The sequence below is a fragment of the Nostoc parmelioides FACHB-3921 genome (assembly GCF_014696625.1).
In the GTDB taxonomy this organism is placed as follows: Bacteria; Cyanobacteriota; Cyanobacteriia; order Cyanobacteriales; family Nostocaceae; genus Trichormus; species Trichormus parmelioides.
This window is the reverse complement of the sequence record NZ_JACJQL010000041.1, coordinates 1-19,121: the sequence shown is the minus strand read 5'-3', so window position 1 is coordinate 19,121 and position 19,121 is coordinate 1. Positions and strand designations below refer to the sequence as shown.

The 19,121-nt window shown below is 41.9% G+C and carries 14 protein-coding genes; 5 read left to right on the top strand and 9 right to left on the bottom strand.

Features of this window, described 5'->3' with window-relative positions; genetic code table 11:
- The first annotated feature begins 384 nt into the window (after positions 1-384).
- From aroQ to H6G14_RS22210, 3 genes are all read left to right on the top strand, one after another.
- On the top strand, positions 385-828 hold the full coding sequence (aroQ, locus tag H6G14_RS22220) for a type II 3-dehydroquinate dehydratase (RefSeq protein WP_190569757.1): 444 nt from the start codon (positions 385-387) through the stop codon (positions 826-828).
- A gap of 232 nt (positions 829-1,060) precedes the next feature.
- Positions 1,061-1,996 carry an ADP-ribosylglycohydrolase family protein gene (locus H6G14_RS22215; protein WP_190569708.1) on the top strand — a complete coding sequence of 312 codons (936 nt, stop codon included), beginning with the start codon at positions 1,061-1,063 and terminating at the stop codon, positions 1,994-1,996.
- Between the two features lie 126 nt (positions 1,997-2,122).
- Positions 2,123-4,648 (top strand): HD family phosphohydrolase, encoded by a 2,526-nt coding sequence (locus H6G14_RS22210; protein ID WP_190569706.1) that lies wholly within the window; start codon positions 2,123-2,125, stop codon positions 4,646-4,648.
- Between the two features lie 58 nt (positions 4,649-4,706).
- Here H6G14_RS22210 and H6G14_RS22205 read toward each other — a convergent pair whose 3' ends face one another.
- The gene (locus H6G14_RS22205) at positions 4,707-5,198 is read right to left on the bottom strand and encodes a hypothetical protein (RefSeq protein ID WP_190569705.1); all 492 of its coding nucleotides are present in this window, start codon (positions 5,196-5,198) and stop codon (positions 4,707-4,709) included.
- A 407-nt stretch (positions 5,199-5,605) separates the two neighbouring features.
- On the opposite strand from H6G14_RS22205, the gene H6G14_RS22200 reads away from it, so the two are divergent.
- Positions 5,606-7,546: an FAD-dependent oxidoreductase gene (locus H6G14_RS22200; RefSeq protein ID WP_190569703.1), complete on the top strand. Its 1,941-nt coding sequence runs from the start codon at positions 5,606-5,608 to the stop codon at positions 7,544-7,546.
- 67 nt (positions 7,547-7,613) lie between these two features.
- Here H6G14_RS22200 and H6G14_RS22195 read toward each other — a convergent pair whose 3' ends face one another.
- The 6 genes from H6G14_RS22195 to H6G14_RS22170 form a co-directional block, all read right to left on the bottom strand.
- The gene (locus tag H6G14_RS22195; protein ID WP_190569700.1) at positions 7,614-7,931 is read right to left on the bottom strand and encodes a type II toxin-antitoxin system RelE/ParE family toxin; all 318 of its coding nucleotides are present in this window, start codon (positions 7,929-7,931) and stop codon (positions 7,614-7,616) included.
- Complete coding sequence (locus tag H6G14_RS22190) at positions 7,931-8,185, bottom strand: type II toxin-antitoxin system ParD family antitoxin (RefSeq protein WP_190569698.1); 255 nt, start codon at positions 8,183-8,185, stop codon at positions 7,931-7,933. Before H6G14_RS22190 ends, H6G14_RS22195 begins: the two co-directional genes overlap by 1 nt.
- Before the next feature lie 43 nt (positions 8,186-8,228).
- Positions 8,229-8,516, bottom strand: coding sequence for a DUF433 domain-containing protein (locus tag H6G14_RS22185; protein WP_190569697.1), 288 nt, complete (start codon positions 8,514-8,516; stop codon positions 8,229-8,231).
- A gap of 259 nt (positions 8,517-8,775) precedes the next feature.
- The gene (locus H6G14_RS22180; RefSeq protein ID WP_190569695.1) at positions 8,776-11,310 is read right to left on the bottom strand and encodes a tetratricopeptide repeat protein; all 2,535 of its coding nucleotides are present in this window, start codon (positions 11,308-11,310) and stop codon (positions 8,776-8,778) included.
- Positions 11,311-11,615: 305 nt separating this feature from the next.
- Positions 11,616-12,014, bottom strand: coding sequence for a hypothetical protein (locus tag H6G14_RS22175; RefSeq protein ID WP_190569693.1), 399 nt, complete (start codon positions 12,012-12,014; stop codon positions 11,616-11,618).
- Positions 12,015-12,076: 62 nt separating this feature from the next.
- Positions 12,077-12,418: a hypothetical protein gene (locus H6G14_RS22170; RefSeq protein ID WP_190569691.1), complete on the bottom strand. Its 342-nt coding sequence runs from the start codon at positions 12,416-12,418 to the stop codon at positions 12,077-12,079.
- A gap of 294 nt (positions 12,419-12,712) precedes the next feature.
- Here H6G14_RS22170 and H6G14_RS22165 point away from each other — a divergent pair, with 294 nt between their 5' ends.
- Positions 12,713-13,099 (top strand): hypothetical protein, encoded by a 387-nt coding sequence (locus H6G14_RS22165; protein ID WP_190569689.1) that lies wholly within the window; start codon positions 12,713-12,715, stop codon positions 13,097-13,099.
- A 235-nt stretch (positions 13,100-13,334) separates the two neighbouring features.
- Here the strand turns inward: H6G14_RS22165 and H6G14_RS22160 are convergent, their stop codons facing one another.
- Together H6G14_RS22160 and H6G14_RS33380 are read right to left on the bottom strand one after the other, a co-directional pair.
- Complete coding sequence (locus H6G14_RS22160; protein ID WP_190569687.1) at positions 13,335-18,413, bottom strand: nSTAND1 domain-containing NTPase; 5,079 nt, start codon at positions 18,411-18,413, stop codon at positions 13,335-13,337.
- 526 nt (positions 18,414-18,939) lie between these two features.
- Positions 18,940-19,121 (bottom strand): hypothetical protein (locus H6G14_RS33380; protein WP_206757610.1); only part of this gene is annotated, 182 nt, incomplete at its 5' end.

Sequence of the window (19,121 nt, the reverse complement as noted above, 5' to 3'; positions counted from 1 at the left end):
AATACAGTCCGATAGGTTGCTAATGTGATACTCTAAAAAGTAAGAGAGATAACAACACGAAAATTTTAAAATTAGCCTGCGACTGCAATACATAATTGTGTATCAGTCCGGTTGTAGGCCAGAGGTGCAAAATTACGCCAGTTTCTGCGTAGCTGTTAGTCAAAATTGAGGTAGTATCTCAGGAGCGGTCAGTTTAATGGACTATATAGAAAAGGTACTGGAAAAGCTGAAAGAATTGGCACGTAAGCTCATTGAGTCCTTACTAGGGCCAGAAGCCGAGCCGGAACCGGAGATGATTCCGATTCCTGTCAACGATCGCCACCGGCGGGGGGGAGCATCGTCGCTCACGTCGTCGCTAAAAGCCTGAAGGTACGAAACTTGACATTGCAACCTCTAAGTATTTTGGTGCTGCATGGGCCAAACCTAAATTTGCTGGGGAAAAGAGAACCAGGAGTTTATGGCTCCACAACTTTGGCTGAGATTAATAGCTTATTGGCAGAAGCAGCCCTCAAGTTACAGGCGCAAGCGTTTCCCCTACAGTCCAACCATGAAGGCGTGTTAGTAGATGCTATTCATGAGGCGTTGGGGAAACATCACGGAATTTTGATTAACGCAGGAGCTTATACCCATACCAGCGTAGCTTTACGAGATGCGATCGCTGCTGTAAATTTACCTACAGTAGAAGTCCATCTCAGTAATATCTATCGTAGAGAAGATTTCCGCCATCATTCCTACATCGCCCCCGTAGTTATTGGTCAGATTAGTGGTTTTGGTGTACAAAGCTATTTATTGGGCTTGCAGGGGCTAGTGGCGCATTTGAGGGGATGAGATTGAGAGCAGGGGAAGCAGGGGAAGCAGGGGGAGAAAGAGTCTATCTATTATCTTCGCGCTCCAAACTGAATAATTTAATTTTCCTTAATCAGTTTTTATTTTGAATTTTGTAGCTTTAGCTTCCTGTAGGATATTTTGAATTGATTCATTTACTCTCAACTCAGCAGTTTTCCTGTTAAAAAGTTAAAAGTGAAAAGGTAGAATAACTTGCTTTCAACTTTTGAAGATTATGCGCTACTCGTTGGTTAGTAGGTTTAGGGGTGCTTTTGTTGGAGGAATATTAGGGGAAAATTTGGCTAAGGGTGGGGTAGGTAATAATAGGGAAAGTTTCTCCAACTTTGCTAAAACTATTATTCCTGGCGCTGAAAGTTTAATTAAGCTAGGAAAACTGGATGTAGATGAGTGGCTAGTACATTATCAAAAAGAATTTATTGCTTCGACTGCAACTTTAGATATTAAAACAAACTTAATTTTTGCCACAATCCCAGTAGCACTTTTTTTCCATGAAAATCCTGTAAAACTGCATCAAAATTTGGTACGGGTGTCAAATGTCTGGGATAATGCTTCAGTTGTTCGTGATAGTACACTAGCAATAGGGTATGCGATCGCTCAATCACTAACAGAAAAGCTGCACATCCGCACCATAATCCCGCAAATAATCTCTTTTATTGGAGAAACCGAGACATTACTTCCACAAAAATTATTAATAATACACAAACTTTTAGCAGAACACGCTGGTTTAGAAAGACTAAAAGCTGAGTTGAGTAGAGAAGAAAAACTTTCTCATGCTACTGCTGTGGCATTTTATTGTTTTCTCAGCACCTTGGAAGACTTTCGTTTCTCAGTTTTGCGTAGCTTGCAAATAGAATCTATGCACTCACAAACAATAACAGCTATTACTGGTGTTTTGTCTGGAGGTTACAACAGCACCGTAGGTATTCCTGCTAATTGGCAGACTTCACTTTTACCAACTAACTCAGCAGCCAACGAAGCAACCAACCTCTGGCAGATGCTAGAATTGGCCGATGCTCTTGCTGCCGTGTGGTCAGGAGTGTATAATTTTCCCCTAAATTCCAGAGAGTTTCCAGAGTCAGGGTTTATCATGCCTAATCAATCGGTTCCATTTTCTGTTTATGCAGCGCCTCACATTATTCGAGGGCGTTAGATTAATTCAATAACTCTCTATCTACTCATATTTGTACAAAAGTCCCAATTCATCCCGCATTTATGCAACGCCACATGGGAAAAAGCTCGTTGCATCAGCTTTTGAGCCTGAGAGACCTAGCAAAAAATGGCAAAATCGTTAAATAAGAAAAGTTGGGTAGATGCAGTAAATCTGGGCTGGGTGCATGAACAGCGTTCATCCGTTGTTTTGGCGATCGCTATTGTCTCTCTTACGGGGGTAATTGGTCATAAGTTATATAATCAACCAAAGCTGAAAATAGGGACGGTTGCACCCCAAACGATTAAAGCACCTCGTACCGCTAGTATTGAAGATAAAAAACGAACTGAAATTGAACGCAAAGCAGCTCGTAAAAGTTTAACACCAGTGTTAATGGTCGATGGCAAAACTACAGCACAAATCGGCCAAAACCTAGAGAAAATGCTGGATCAGGGTAATGAAATTCGCATATCGGCTGGTTCTTTCCCTTTTTATGATACTTCAGTCCTGTCCTTATCTAGCCAGCATTACCTGCGCTCTTGTTCTGATGCAGAATGGCAAATGATGCTGGTGGCTTTAGAAAATACGGGTCAAAAAAGGTTGGGATTGTTCTTAGAAAAACCCAGTACTCGCAGCCTGCGTAAACAAGAAAATTCCCAGAATTTGCCGAATACGGAAACACAAACTTCTTTATTATTTCCCCCTCCAACAGTTTCCCTCGGTCAGGAAAGTCAAGTTCAAGGTATTTCTATTGACGCTGGTCAACCAAAAGAAAGTATATCTTCCCCAAAAACACAAAATCCTGAAGTCTCTACGAACACTCAGTTTGTGCAAGCGTTGGCAGAATTAGCAACTTTGCGGATGACCACTGCCAATCAAAATTTACCCAGACTGATAAATCAAATTACTCAAGCAAGGGAAGCTTACGCCCAAGCTAGTGTGCAAATTCTACACGTAGATACAATTACAACACAGACAATTTATCACGAAACTGTTCTTCTGGAATTGTCAGACTATGAATGGACTCAAACACAAAAGGGCATCCGCCAAGGTGCAGAACGGATTTTAGCCCAAGGTATTCCTGCGGGTTTGCCCCAGAGTGTTTTACAAAATGCTGTAACTTTGCAAGTGCAAGCTTTTGTCCCCAAAAGTGCGGAATCTTTAGCGACTAAATTATTGTTGGCTGTACTGGAACCGAATCTGAAGAAAGATGAGGAACAAACCAGAGAACACGCTCAAAAAGCTGCATCTGTGGTTGCACCTGTGATGGTTGAGGTGAAACAAGGTGCAGTTATTGTCAAGAAAGGGAAAGAAATTACTGAGTGGGATTTTGAGGTATTAGAGCATTATGAACTGATTAGCCGCGAAAATAACTGGTTAGCTTTGCTGAAATTAGGCGGTTTGGTGACTGGGGGAGTTTGTATATTTGTCCTAGTCGAAACAAGGAGTAAATGCCCACTCAGACAACGCGATCGCCTGTTAGTTTTGTTACTGACCTTGAGTACGCCAGGAGTCCTGGCAATGGGTGTGTCCTATACGACTTGGGGCGCTGTCGGTTTGCTGTTGGGTAGCTTCTATGGCCGTGAATTGAGTATGACAGTTATCGGCTTACTTTTGTTCATACTGCCCATGAGTATGGAAATTAGCACTATTGGACTAGTAGCTGGTGCGGCTGGGGGAATTTTAGGTAGTTACATCGCCCACAGATTGCGATCGCGTGAGGAATTAGCCCTTTTGGGTGGGGCGATCGCTATTACCCAAGGTGGCGTTTACTTACTAATGAAAGTCCTGATTGGTGCGGCTTTTGGCTCCTCCTGGTATCTCATCCTCCAAGAAGCAGGGTTATTTACTTTATCGGGACTGGCTTGGAGTGTTGTGGCTTTGGGTTTAAGTCCTTATTTAGAAAAGCTATTTGATTTAGTTACCCCCATTCGCTTGGCAGAATTAGCAAATCCTAATCGACCTTTATTAAAACGGTTAGCGACGGAAACACCAGGAACATTTCAACACACCCTATTTGTGGCGACCCTGGCGGAAGCTGCGGCGAAACACCTGGGATGTAATGTGGAATTGGTGAGGGCTGGGACTTTGTATCACGATATTGGCAAAATGCACGACCCCCTGGGTTTTATTGAAAACCAAATGGGGGGGCCAAATAAACACGAAACGGAAATCAAAGACCCGTGGAAGAGTGCAGAAATTATTAAAAAGCACGTCAGTGAAGGCTTGGTAATGGCGCGCAGACATCTTTTACCGACAGCAATTCAAGCCTTTATCCCCGAACATCAAGGGACGATGTTGATTGCCTATTTTCATCATCAAGCAGAACAGATGGCACAAATAGATCCTAGCATTGTCCTCAAGGAAGCCGATTTTCGCTACGACGGCCCAATTCCTCAATCGCGGGAAACGGGAATAGTGATGTTGGCTGATGCTTGTGAAGCCGCACTGCGATCGCTCAAGGATGTAAATACTGAACAAGCATTAACGGTACTCAATAATATTCTCCGCGCTAGATGGCAAGACAATCAACTCATTGATTCAGGTTTAACGCGAGAAGAAATGTCACAAATTGCCGAAATCTTTGTAGAAGTTTGGCAACAGTTTCATCATAAACGAATTGCTTATCCCAAAATGAAGTCTGGTAAGGGGTAATACCAATTCAAAATTCAAAATTCAAAATTAAGAAACCTAATTACGGCGATATCAAAATTTAGTCGGCGATCGCCCACCGCACATAAGGACGAAAACCAGCTACAGTTTTATCAATAATTAACCGTCCTGGTGTATTAATATTTCGCAAATCTACACGAAAATAGGCTTTCTTATTTTTAAACTCTACATTGTAGAAAACATATTCCTGACTGCTTGCTTGACCTACACAAGAAGCGTAGTTGCTGCGTAGAGGGGAAACAAATTCTACAAACTGCTGATTATCAGACGCAACTAACCGCGTGTTATCTGCAAAAGCCCTGATATCAGCCACGACTGTATGTTCTGCACCACCCTCATAAGGTAAGATAATCCACCATAATCCCACTGTTGGCGGACAAACTCCACTAATGCGCTGCACTTGAAGATTGACATTAGGCGAAAACAAAGCACCTGGCGCTGATTGTGCTTGTGCTGTAGCGGTAATTGTTCCTAAAAGGAGTATTGGGCTGAATATTTTAGCAATATTTGTTAATTGCGCCCAGTTTTTCATGAGTTTCAGTCTAGATAATTCATATTTATTAGTCTTGACTGCAACAACTATAGAAAAGTGCCTATATAACAGAAAGTTACAGTAGGAAAGCTACTAATCACTTACAAAATGACACTATCAAAACATTTACTCATTGGTATTAATGCAAGGGGTTGCTTTTTTATTTTGATACATATATGCTAACAAATCTACATACAGCATTATCGTAAGCAAATGTAATTTATTACACTTTTTACGTCAAATCATTGACAATTTTCTTGATCGCCACCGTTAACTGCTGACTGATGACTGTTAACTGTCAACCGTCAACCGTCAACGTGAAATCCCATACCCTTTTAGGGATGGGATGAGCTTAAAGTTATAGATTTACGTCAGTATTTCATTGTGAAGAGTTAATTTTATCACCAATGAGTTTATTATCTAATTTGCCAGAGTCTACTAATATATCCCGTCGCACCCTTTTAAAGGTGTTTGGTGTTGGTGCAGTTGCAGGAGTAACAGGATACTCTCGGTTTACTAAGCCTAAGCCAACGGTATTTCAAAAAGATACCTTGAGTTTGCCACGGTTACTGAATCAAGCAAAAAGTGTCATAGTTATCGGGGGTGGTTTAGCGGGTTTAGCTTGTGCGTATGAATTGAGTCAACGGGGGTTTACAGTCACACTGATAGAAAAATCACCCCAACTCGGTGGTAAAATTGCTAGCTGGCAAATAGAAGCCGTGGGCGAAACCTTCATGATGGAACACGGCTTTCATGGCTTTTTTCCTCAGTACTATAATTTGAAAAGTATAGTTGCAGAACTGGGAATAAATGATAATTTCCAATCGTTAAACTTTTATTCAGTTGTTTATCGAGGAGATCAATACAAACCAGAGGTTTTTCGTCCCAGTCATTCAGCATTTCCTTGGAATATTGTAGACTTAGCGATCGCCTCTCCTAATCGCTTCCAATGGGGAATTAATTTAACTAAGATTAAACACCTACAAGTATTTCAAGCTATCACAGGTTTTCAGCGAGAAAAGAATTATCAACGTTTTGATAATATATCCGTGGCTGATTGGGTAAAAACAGAATTTCCCCAAGGTTTATATGATTTGTATTTTCTCCCATTTGCTAAGTCTAGCTTGAACGCACCAGACACGATGAGTGTGGGAGAATTAATGCAGTTCTTCCATTTTTACTTTTTTGGCAATCCAGAGGGACTAGCTTTTAATGGTACGAAAGATGATATGGGGACAAGTTTAGTCCAACCCATCGCCAAGAGTGTGAAAACAAATAGTGGGACAATTCTTACTGATGCAACGGTGAGTGAAATTATCGCCAAGGATGGTAAAATTCAAGGTTTGAAATATTATGTTGGCAGTAATCAGAATAATGTACCTTTTTGGGTAAAACGTAACTCAGTGATTACTGAAGAAAAAACAGAGTATTTTGGTGCGGCTGATGAAGTATTTGCTGTAGAATCTGGTAGCGATACAGCAATTTCTTTAACTTGTACCCATCAAGGTTGTACTGTGAAAAAATCCACAGATGGTAAATACCGTTGCCCTTGTCATGGGGCTGAGTTTGCGGCTGATGGTAAAGTGTTGAAGGGGCCAGCCAAGCGGGATTTACAAAAGTTGCAAGTTGTACAAAAACAAAATGATGAATTGCAACTGCTAGCTACAACTAATGATGCACCGTTACCAGAGACAATCACCGCAGATTATTACGTGTTTGCTACCGATGTACCTGGAGTACAGCAATTATTTAAGCATATTAGTGGTGATGTAGATCAAACAGTGCGATCGCAAGTAGAAAACTTGAGTATCGCTGATCCTTTTGCTGTGTGTCGTTTCTGGTTTGACCAAGATTTTGAGTGGGAACAAAGTAACTTTACTTCCTTATCTGGCTATCAATTAACCGACAGCATCACCTTATATCACCGCATTCAGCAACAATTTATTGATTGGTCACAAAAAACTGGCGGTAGTGTAGTAGAGTTACACGCCTACTGTTACAAAGAAAAAGAATTTCCCACCCAGGAAGCTTTGTTAACTACCTTTGAAAACGAACTATATGAGATAGTCCCCCAGTTGAAACAAGCAAAACTCCTGCATCGGGAATTAGTGAATCAACATAACTTTTCTGGTTATCCACCAAATAGTTATGGAGAACGTCCAGAAACCAGTACAAATATTTCTAACCTATTGTTTGCTGGTGATTGGGTAAAAATGCCCTTCCCCTGCGGCTTAATGGAACGCGCCGTCAGTAGTGGTTTAATCGCAGCCAATGAGATTTTACACCGGGAAGGTTTGCAGAGGCGATCGCTTTTATCGGTGAATCCAGAGGGTTTGTTGCAGATTTAAGGATTATAGAGACCCGACTTTTTCAAAAAATCGGGTCTCTGCATCTTTTGTAGATCCCTAACCAATATCATTCTTGCTCTAAAATTCTTTCTATATCTTGCCCTGCATAAAGAATGCGTATAATTTGAATGCTCTCATCTTGCTCAAAATAAAAAATTAGATACCTTTTAAATCCTTTGACAGCCCATTTACGTAACCCTTGTAAACGAAGATTCTCTAGAGGATAAGGACTACCCATACTAGGCATTCTTGCTAACTGTGCAAAAGTTTCTCTTACAGAGTCAAAAAACAAAAAAGCCTTGTCGGAGTTTTCTTGAGCAATGTAAGCAAAATAGTCATCAATATCTAGACTTGCTTTGGGTGTAATGACTATCCGTTTTGTCATTATTTTTCTTCATATATCTGATTCATTAGGTGTGTGCGTTTTTGCTCCCACCATTCATCATTAACTTCTATTGCTTCTCCACTTTCAAGACCTGCAATTAACAGTTCTTCTATATGTACTTGTGTTTTGCGTTTTTGGTCTTGACTGATTAACTCTTGTAGGTATTCGCTAACAGAACCGTAGCCACCTTGAGTTACCTGTTCTTCAACAAAGGCTTTCATTGACTCAGGCAAGGAAACATTAATATTGCCCATAACTTTGGTATTTCAATTAAATATAAACGAATAATACTCATTTTTAAGTTGCAGCTTTATGTAGTGCAGCTAGTCTTTCATACTCTGCTTGTTCTTCTGCCAAATCTGTATCAATTTCTTCCCGGTTAGCGTGATAGTAAGTGATCGCTGCATAGACCTGCGCTATGGTCAAATGGTTTTTGTCAGCAGCAATTTCTTCGGCGTTATAACCTTGCTTATATAAAGCTGCAATTCGACGCACAGATGTACCTGTTCCGGCAATAATAGGACAACCTCCACGGAAGTTAGGATCTCTGGTAATTAGTGTACCGATATCAGTGATAGTTACCAAGGTTTGTTCCTCGATATTTTGTTTTTACATAAACTAGGTTAACATTCCCATCGCTTGGCAGTATTTCACATTCAATTGCAGCAAAACAACGATGGTGTTGCGCGCGATCGCCTACAATATGGCAAAGCGATCACATCGCAACGCGATTTAAGGGACTTCCAGATCCAAAAATATCCAAGATGTAGGGTGTGTCAGTGCGATAGAACCTAACTATACTCAGCAATTATTCATACTGACGCACCCCACCAAACCTACCCAATTAATGACGATTTAGCGATCGCCGTAACCAGTAAAATGGTAAAAAGAATATTCTCAACAATAATTGTAAAACTCGACTTAATCGCCGTTGCCAAGTAGCAACGGGAGTTAACTGGCGTTGCAGAATTGCCAAATTTTCTTGAACTGTCACCGTAGTGGGATGATTAACCCCTAACACCCGTTGACACATCTGCAAAGCTTCCAAGTACAGGGGTTCGGCTTCTCCATACCTGCCTTGGCTTTTGTAAAGTAGAGCTAAATTGTTCAAGCTATTAGCCACATCGGGATGGTCGCCGACAAACAGGCGCTTTGTCATGGCTAAGGCATCAATGTACAGGGGTTCGGCTTCTCCATACCTGCCTTGGTTATCGTAAAGTGCAGCTAAATTGTTCAAGCCAGTAGCCACATGAGGATGGTCGCCGACAAACAGGCACTTTCTCATGGCTAAGGCATCAATGTACAGGGGTTCGGCTTCTCCATACCTGCCTTGGCTATTGTAAAGTAGAGCTAAATTGTTCAAGCTATTAGCCACATTGGGATGGTCACCGACAAACAGGCGCTTTCTCATGGCTAAGGCATCAATGTACAGGGGTTCGGCTTCTCCATACCTGCCTTGGCTATTGTAAAGTAGAGCTAAATTGTTCAAGCTAGTAGCCACATCGGGATGGTCGCCGACAAACAGGCGCTTTGTCATGACTAAGGCATCAATGTAAAGGGGTTCGGCTTCTCCATACCTGCCTTGGTTATCGTAAAGTGCAGCTAAATTGTTCAAGCTAGTAGCCACACCGGGATGGTCGCCGACAAACAGGCGCTTTCTCATAGTTAAGGCATCAATGTACAGGGGTTCGGCTTCTCCATACCTGCCTTGGCTTTTGTAAAGTCCAGCTAAATTGTTCAAGCTAGTAGCCACATCGGGATGGTCGCCGACAAACAGGCGCTTTGTCATGGCTAAGGCATCAATATACAGGGGTTCGGCTTCTCCATACCTGCCTTGGTTATCGTAAAGTGCAGCTAAATTGTTCAAGCTACTAGCCACATGGGGATGGTCGCCTAGAAATATAGTTTGGCAAACATTGACGCATCCCTCATACCAAACTTCTGCTAATTGATATAGTCCTTGTCCTTCATAAAATCTAGCTACGCCCACAAATACCCAAGCAACTTCATCATTGGGAACTGATGCTGGGGAATTTATCGGTTCCTCACCTGCTTGGTTAACGTCGTCAATTAACCGATGTCCCAAGTCTTCAATATGGGGAACAACATCTTGGATGCTTTCGATATCTTCAGAGGTGGGTGATTGGGGAAGACTTTGAGCTACAGCTATCATCGCCGAAGCAAAGGTGGTTTCTAAAACCGCTTTCATCTCGCCAGCATCGGTTAATTGTTCTTGCAAGAACCACCGCACTAGAGTATAAATTTGATAATATCCTTGGCTGTCTTCTACCAGTTGTAGCAAGTTACGTCTGTAGAGTTCCTTTTTTGCCTCGTTTAATTCCTCTGCTGACCAAGTTAACTGTGTAGCTGCTTCCTGATTTTCCTCCTCACCTCCATCAGTCGCCACCCACACCACCAAATCCCACAGAATAGACTGAGGAGAAAATAAACTCAAAAATCTGCCTAGCTGTTGTGCTATTGGGTCAAGTTCTGACCATGTTAAAGCAAAGGCGGCTTTCACTCCCAATTGCGTTGAGGTGAGAGTTTCCCGGTTTTGTAAGGCTGCTTCGGTTAATTTGCGCTCTTGCAATTGCTCTAACATAACATCTAGAAACAAATCCGGGTCTTGTCGCAAATAAGCCCCCACTAACTCTATTCCCAAAGGCAAATATTCCAAAGATTTACATATTTCCCTTGCAAAGACTGGTTGATTATCAACTCGCCTGTCTGTGTTTCCCAACAGTCTTTTTAACAGTTCTAATGCTTTGTCTGGTTCTTTTTCTGGGGAAAGAACATCTAAGGGAATATCTTGAATAAAATTTGGTTCTAAATTCCGCAGGCGAGTAGTCACTAAAACGCGAAAACGGTTATCAGTGGGGATAACTTCCCGCAAATTGGCTAGGTCGGTGACATCATCAAAAATAATTAATATGGGTAAAGAAGATTCAGCATATTGCAGCCAACACCAAGCGATTTGTTCCTTGAGGGTTAATAGTTTTCCCCCTAGTTCTTGGGAAATCTCTAAACCAAGACCGATAAAATACTCCAAAATTCCGGCGGCGAGATTGTTGGCTCTATCATTAAACCAAGCAACACCATCATAATTAGCTTGATATCGTCTGGCGTATTGGGTGGCTAATTCGGTTTTGCCTATGCCTCCCATCCCTGATATTGCCACATAATTACCACGCTGCAAATCTTCATGCAGCAGTGTGAGTTCCTGTTCTCGACCGACGAAATGAACGGAACCACGAGGAATATATTTTGTGGGGGTAAGCTGTTTCTGCCCTTTAATAATTAGAGTATCAATGTTAACTTGACCACCTGGGGCAGCATAAGCACCAATTTTGTTAGCAACTTTCCCAGAGTAATCAGGCATACATCATCACATCTTGCTGTTTATAAAGTTTGTAAAACTCCTCTCCAAACCTCTCCCCGAAACGGCTACGGTGTACACACATCTTTTGCTGGGTGCATTATGTGGTTCGATCCCCCTAAATCCCCCTTAAAAAGGGGGACTTTAAGAGGGTTCCCCCCTTTTTAAGGGGGGTTAGGGGGGATCAGAACGATACGGGATAAGCTTATTAGACTTGTGTGTACACCGTAGCCCCGAAACGGAGAGAGGCTTTGAATTTATTTCCCCCTTCTTTTGTAGGGAAGGGGGGGCTAGGTCAAAAAATAACTTTAAAACGACATATTTTGAATATTTCCCGTCCCACCTGGCATAACTACCATACCAATTTTGTCTGCCAGTTTTTCTAAGTTAGGCGTTGCTAGAATTTCCGCAAACTTGGGATTAGGTTCTGCTTTCGCTGCTGCGGCTAATTCCTCTACAGCTTGCTTAACTTCTGGGTGCGCTTGAGTTGCTGTTTCTACATCAATTACAGCTTTACCATAATCTAGGGGTTCGTCTGGCGCTTTTTCAATAGCGACTACAGTTTGGGGAGAGTGTTTTCTTAAGGTGACGAGAAACTCACTAGTTTTATCCCAGAGAGTTTCACCGATTATTTCCCCGGTTCTTTCTAAGGCTTTGGTGGCTAGGACTGTGCCAATGGCGATCGCCGCAGTAGTTAATGGTTCCATGTACTATTTTATTATCGGCATATCTTTTATTAACACATGGCTAGTGTGTATATTCCCGTAATTTAAGCGGGAAATTTAGATTTTTGGGGATTTTTAACGCGGAGGGTCGCGGAGGTAAGCGCGGAGGGGCGCGGAGTGTAAGAGGCTGTCTGTCGGAGATTATCGTCCACAATCAACTTAGTTTCGTGACGAATCAACTTAGTTTCGTGACGAATCAACTTAATTTCGTGGCGAATCAACTTAGTTTCGTGGCGAATCAACTTAATTTCGTGGCAAATCAACTTAGTTTCGTGACCAATCAACTTAGTTTCGTGGCGAATCAACTTAGTTTCGTGACCAATCAACTTAGTTTCGTGACCAACGCGAGTTTTTTCAGTGAGTTCACTAGCACACAGATATAACATTATGGAGTAATAAGCTATTCTGCTTTTAAGTTGCATAATCAATCGTGAAGGCTGTTAACCGTCAACCGTCAACAGCCCTTATTAGTAGTTACTAGTTTTTGTGCATAAAAAACACAAGTCACATCTATTGGGATAATGTAGGGAATTTTTTCTGGAAATCAGGAATGCTGTGAGTTGAGTTTGTAGTTAACAATCACAATGCAATATCTACACAGATATGGCTGTAGCTTGTTTTTTATGTGTGATTTCCGGTGATTTGGCTACGAATAATTATTTAACAAAAAACGTAGGTTAATGATGAATAGTCAAATTTATAGTGTAGCGATCGCATTACCAACTATATTACTCACCGCTTTGCCTACCTTGGCAGGCAATAATTATAACGCTTCCCAGATTCAGAGACTAGATGCTAGTTACATTGCCCAGATACAAAGCACTGGTGTAGATGAAGTATCAAGACCTAGACCCCGTGGCCCCGGTGGTCATGAAATTGAAGCCGTACAAGAAACAACTATAATTAATCCGTCAGGATTACGGGAACGTCCTAGACCAAGAGGGCCAAAGGGTGCTGAAGACGGAATTAATGCAATACAAGGGCAATTTCTTCACTTATCACCTACTCTTTTAGAGGAATCTAAACTAGAGGGTGTTCAAAATACCAAATTTAAAACTCAATATTAACGTGTTTGACCTCTCCCCCAGCCCCTCTCCGACGCGGAGAGGGGAGTAAAGTTCTTACGAATTTATTCACGTTAACTAGTTTGCATGGAAGTGTAAAGTTAAGAGAATGGTAGGTTGGGTGGAGCGATAGCGGAACCCAACAAAGTCTTGAGAATGTTGGGTTCCGTTCCTCCACCCAACCTACATCTTACTCCCCTTCCCTTGTAGGGAAGGGGTTGGGGGTTAGGTTCTTTGCTTAACTAGGACAGAGTTTTCGTTCGTTGGGCGTAACATTGGGATTGGTGTTGAGGTAATCCTGTAACCAGTTGCAAGCAGACATGACTAGAGTATTCATGTTGGAAGTTTGGGCTTGCTTGTTATCAAAACGCCAAATTTTGGTGGTAGTGTCTAAACTACCGGAGATGAGAGTTTTACCATCTGGGCTGAAAATTGCACTCATGACTCCGGCTTGATGCTGGGGTAGGGTGGTTAACAGATGACCGTTGATTTGCCAAATTTTTACTGTTTTATCTTCGCTGGCTGATGCAATGTAGCGACCATCGGGAGAGAAGCTAATACTATAAACTACATTACTATGACCTGAGAAAGTATGCAGTAAATGACCGTCGTAAGTCCTCCAGAGTTTGACGGTTTTGTCGGCGCTGGTTGAAGCAAGCATACTACCGTCAGGACTAAAGTTGACGCTGTATACTAAGTCATTATGGGCTGGAAAACTTTTAATTAACTTGCCGCTAATACTGTCCCAGAGTCGGATAGTTTTGTCCGCACTAGCAGAGGCGACAGTTTTACCATCGGGGCTAAAACTGACCCAAAATACTTCCTCTGTATGACCTTTGAGGGTTTGTTTTAATTTACCATCGCTCACATTCCAAAGTTTAACTGTGTTGTCTCGACTGGCGGAAACAAGGGTTTTACCATCTGGGCTAAAATTTACTTTGTTGACTTCGTTGTCATGTCCTATGAGTGTTTTTAAAAGCTGACCATCTCTAACACGCCAAGTCTTCACAGTTTTATCGGCGTTGGCGCTAGCTATTAAATCACCTTGGGGTGTAAAACTAAGACCATAAATTGCTTTGTTCCCTGGTAGAGTTTTTAGTAAACTACCGTCTTGACTGTGCCAAAGTTGAATCTTGCCATCTGCACCGGCTGTAGCAATGATACTACCGTCAGGGCTGAAACTGACTGCATAAACACCGCTATTGCCGGCGAGAACTTCCAAGGGAGATATTAAGGGACGCTGCCAAAGTCTGATGGTGTTGTCTAAACTAGCGGAAGCGAGAGTTTTACCATCAGGCAGGAAATTCACAGCATAAACACCACCGCTATGACCTGTAAAAGTTTCTAGTTCAATGCCGTGACGGTTCCACAGTTTGATAGTATTATCTCTACTAGCAGAGGCGATCGCTTTACCATCTGAGCTAAAATTAACATCCCAGACTGAATCATTGTGACCTTTTAGGGTTTTGACCAATTTACCATCAGCGATACGCCACAGTTTGATGGTTTTGTCCGCACTAGCAGAAGCGAGAGTTTTACCATCAGGGCTAAAACTCAGGCTATTTACCCAATCTTGATGTCCATTGAGGGTTTTTAATAATTTCCCATCTTGGCGATGCCACAGTTTAACGGTTTTATCTTCGCTAGCGGAAGCGATGGTCTGACCATCAGGACTGAAACGCACGCTGATAACTCCAGCACTATGACCATTGAGAGTCATTAAGAGTTGACCAGATGTAGTATCCCACAACTTGATGCTGTGATCACTACTGGCAGAGGCGAGAGTTTTACCATCGGGACTAAACTTAACATTATTGACTGTTTGCTCATGACCTTTGATGGTTTTGAGTAATGTTCCATCCTTGGTTTGCCAAAGTTTAATGGTTTTGTCACTCCCCCCGGAAGCAATAGTCTGACCATCGGGAGAAAAACTTACACTATAAACAGCGTCTTCGTGTCCGTTGAGAGTTCTGAATAACCGACCGTCTCGACTCCAAAGTTTAATAGTCTTATCTAAGCCACCAGAGGCGATAATTTGACCATCCCGACTGATGCTAATACTAATTACGCCGTCTTTATGTCCTTCTAGCCTGTTACGTTCCTGCATCCCCAACAGGGCTTGTTGTAAGGTAGTGACAGTTGCTAATTTGAGATTGTTGGGAACTGCTATTGCATGATTAACCTGTTGTGCAGCTTTGAGGCTGGCGATAAGTGCTGCTAATTGTTGATGAGATAACAAATTTGCCTGGGATGAGGAATTTAACGCTGCAATTTCCCTAAATTGGGCTTCCCTACCTTGCCAATAAGCTAAACCCCCAAAACTGACAGATGCAATACCTAAAACACTCAAGGCGACTACAGCCCTTTGTGCTTGTTTGAGGCGATTTTTTGCTTGTAATTGTTGATGCTTGCGTTCTGCTAAACAAGCGCCTATAAATTCTTGCACATCCGCCCCTAGTTCATCAATCCAGTGAATATAAATATCTTCGGCTTCCGCCAACCTAGCACCTTGTAATAAAAAGTCTGCTTGTTTGCCGCTTTGTTGCCACAACTGACAAGCATGATTAATTTGCCTTTGTTTACGCAGGCGATCGCGGTTTTCTTCTAACCACCAGCGCAAAGTTGACCAATGACGTATTAAAATTTCGTGGGCGACCTCTACTGTCACAGAGGGAGTGGGGGAGGCAGGGGAGGCAGGGGAAGCAGGGGAGGCAGGGGAGGCAGGGGAGGAACTTTTACCTTGTGCTTCTATGTCTGCTTCTAGGTTGATTACTACTAATTTGGCAGTAGTCAAAGCATTGAGAGTTTGTTCTACTAACCCAACCGGATATTTTTTAACTATTAAATCTGACTTATATATGCGTCTTCTGGTATCTTCTGTACCTTCCCCTAACTGAGTTAATGAAAGGAAAATCCACTTGGCACATTCTTGTAATTGTGGTGGTAAACTTTCATAAACCCCTTGACACGATCGCTCTAATGCTCCTTTAATTCCCCCTAGTTGTTCTTGATAGCTTTGTAGAGTTAATTTACCAGCCGTTCGTTGTTGCCATAACTGTTCTAAAACAAATTCCAGTAAAGGTAAATCCCCCACGGATTGATTTAACTCCCGTAACAGCACTTCCACCAGTTCCCCTTCCACCTGCAACCCTACCTGCTGTGCTGGGTTGAGAATCACCCGCCGATAATCATCCAAACTCAGTTTTGGGGGAACTAACACACTAGCTACCTGTAAAGCGTCAGCTAAAGCTGGTACTTCCAAACAAGGAGCAATAAAATCAGCCCTTAAAGTAATAATTAATTTAAAGCGATCGCCTGCATACTGTACAGCCCCCAACAACAATTCTAGAAATAACTCCCTATCTGGTGATGGCGCAAGGGTAAATAATTCCTCAAACTGGTCTATTACCAACACCGTCACCCCCTGGGGAAGGCTACGCAGCCAGTAAACAAAACTTTCTACTCCTTGATGTAAAATTCCCTCAATCACAAGATGGGTTTCTCCCCATTCCCCCAACTTCCTAGCTAAAGCCTCCACAGGATTGACACCAGGACGGATAGTTTTTATCCCCCACTGTTCACTATTGGGGATGTGTTTCCCCTGTCGCAGTTGGGGAATAAGTCCAGCTTGCACTACGGAAGACTTACCGCTACCAGAAGCACCGATAACAGCTAAAAATGAGTTATCCCGCAGATGATGAATTAACTGCTGGGTGACATTTTCTCTCCCGTAAAAATAAGCTGCGTCTGCTTCCGCAAAAGCATTTAAACCCATGTAAGGACACACCCCTAAATCCAAACCGCTTGTCCGTTGGCTTTTGTGTGTGTTGTTAGTCAGAATTTCGATAATTCCCTGGGTTCCTGATAGCCAGACATAGAGAGGGGTTTTACTATCCGCTAAAGATAATTGTAATTGAGCGATCGCCCCAGCCGCAGATAAACCATCTCCTTGAGCAGATGCAGTCAAGGTATCGAGGAATTTTTGGGCAAAGTTTTCTGGTGCTTCTGGAGGTGAGGCGCAAGCAATTAAACATTGTCCATGATGAGATTCAATTTGTAAGTCTTCTATCCAATCCCCTAACGATGCAGTCCCTAGCGGACAATCCAAGATAATTACCTGTTGGCTAGTGCATTGGCGTAACTGTTGTTTTAACCAGGAACGTTTGATGCAGATATCCTCTCCCAATCGTAGCCATTCCCCAGCTTCGCTTTCCTCAATGCGTCCCCGCAGATATAACAAAGTTAGTTCTGCTTGGGGTTGTTGCCAATGACGAGCGATCGCTGCTTTAATATCCTCAGCCGATGTTTTAGTAGCTGGCAAATACTCAACCGCAAAATCTCCAGTACTACCCAGAAGTTTACTAATATCTAAGGTAATTTTACTATTTGATAACCCCTCCACCACCATCCCCAGACCACGATGCACCCCTGGGGCGTTTTTCTCCAATCTTTTCCCTAAAATTAATTCCCCCACTCCCTCCACAATTCTTTTAGGAGTTTGCAAGGGATATTCGTTATAAAGTTGCGTGTCACCCTTCCCCCGTTTCTGCTGATTAATTAGCCGTAATTGTTGATTCGTTTTATCAATATATTGCAGGGTTTGGTGATATACGTAACGATATAAGCCATCCAAATAAATCAAGCCTTGACTATCTACCGCTTCACCTTGCAAACCCCGCATCAAATAATATGTAAATACCCCATGCCCTAATTCAGGAAATTCCCAAGATTGCTGGTTATTGTCACAAGAAAGTAAAGCATAAAAACCTTTACTCTTAGCCGCGCTTTGTTGTAATAACTCAACTAATTGCAGCGTTACTCCCCTAAGAGACATCCCCCCACTATGACAAGCATCTAACCACACTAGCTGATTCTGTACCCCACTATTACCCAAAATTTGCAATATTTCTTGTAAAGCTAAACCTGTATTTGGCAAGTTTGATTTTTGTGTATCTGCTAAACACAAAAACACTTCCTGTGTCGTGGGATCTACAATTCCATGACCAGAAAAATAAAATAAAATCGTATCAATTGGTGATACATGAGACGTTATATCTCGTAGGCTATGATAGACATTTGCTAAAGATGGTGATTGTGGTGCAAAATCGTGATATATGTTGACAACTTTTTGGGTAAATTGAGTGGCTGCTTCAGTTAAAGCCTCAGATAAACCCTGACAATCTATGGCTGAGTAATTCAGGTTAGGTAGGTGTTCGTCCTGATATTGATTTACTCCCACCAGAATTAACCACAACTTAGGGATGTTGGTTTGTTTGGTATGAGTTGTACGGCTGGTTGAAAGACCAATTGGAGGCATTTTTTACACAACAGTAGCTTGGGTAATGGGTAATTATAGAACTTACGCACTCAGGTTGACAGTTGACAGTTAACGGTTAACCGTCAACAGTTTACTCTTTGTGTTATGCAAACATTGTTCCTAAAAGCAATGCGATCGCCATTCAATTAATCAATGTTCAACATTTATAAATAGAAATAAATCATCCTAAAATCTATTTCTTATGGCTTACTACTTAAGGAATAGCTTGAGATATATTCAAGAATACAAAGGTAAACCCTCTAGTTTATCGGAAAAAGATAGGTTCAAAACCTCGCCCCTTGTGGATGGCTGAATGAATTGCGAATTGCGAATTGCGAATTGGTTTTATTCTCTGCTGAAAGTGATAGAAAAGTGTCAAAACGTAACGTTATGTAGCGCGTTGTATTTTTTTAGAAAAAATCACGTATATTACTAGATAGTCAAGCAATTATCATAGTTAAGACTCTTCATTAAAGAAGGAAACAAAAGACCCCTGCAACTAAGCATTAACAGTTTCAGGTGCGGTCTAAATACTCTTTTGTTTTATTTGCTGTTCCCTGTTGACTGTTGCCCATTCCCTCTTTAATAGTTGTTGATTTAATAGACCTATCTTTAAAATAAATTTTATAGGAAAATAAACAGAGGAGCTAGAAAAGCGAGTATTAATAATGACAAGCCCCTTAAAAAGAATAGAATCATACCCAGAGG